Genomic DNA, 750 nt, shown 5'->3' with positions numbered 1-750 from the left:
TGGATGTGGAGGGACTGGGTGCGAGCGAGGTCGATCGGTTCGTCCGTACCCGTCGTGCCGCTGGCCCGCAACTCCGCTCGATCAAAGCATTGCAGCCCCTGTTGGCCTATTTGCAGTCTCGCAGCGTGGTGCTGCCGTCGCCCCGTGCACCCGACGATCCGGCAGATCAGCTGCTGGAACGATACCAACGCTATCTGGCGATTGAGCGCGGTTTGGGGAAAGCGACCGCCGATGTCTATGCCCGGATGGTGCGCCCCTTTCTGCGTCATCGATTGTCGTCCGACGGGCGTGCCCTGGACCTTGCGGGTTTGGCCGCGACCGACGTCGTCACCTTTGTCGTGGCACGTTGCCCTCAGCTGAGCCGCGGCGCGGCAAGCCTGACTGTAACGGCGCTGCGGTCGCTGCTCACGTTCCTTCATGTCGAGGGTCTCATCGCGCGATCTCTTGCCGCTTGCGTGCCCTCGGTCGCCGGTCGGCGATTGGCTGGGTTGCCAAAGGGACTGGATTGCGACCAGGTTCAGCGCCTGCTGACGTCCTGCGGCCGCGATACGTCGAACGGCTGCCGCGACTTCGCGGTCCTGACCATGTTGGTTCGTCTCGGCTTGCGGGCGGGGGAAGTCGCCAAGCTCAAGCTTGACGACCTGGATTGGCGGACCGGTGAGATTCTCGTACGGGGCAAAGGAAGCTGCATCGAACACCTTCCCTTGCCGGCCGATGTCGGCGAAGCGGTGGCGGCCTATCTGCGCCACG

General features: G+C 64.8%; 1 protein-coding gene. It reads left to right on the top strand.

Features of this window, described 5'->3' with window-relative positions; genetic code table 11:
- Positions 1 to 101: 101 nt before the first annotated feature.
- On the top strand, positions 102 to 750 hold a 649-nt coding region (locus AC0L3H_RS32975), incomplete at its 3' end, for a tyrosine-type recombinase/integrase (protein WP_473588250.1).

It is taken from the genome of Mesorhizobium sp. WSM4816 (assembly GCF_055811535.1).
Note: the sequence above shows the minus strand (reverse complement) of the source record. Positions and strands in the feature narration are given on the sequence as shown.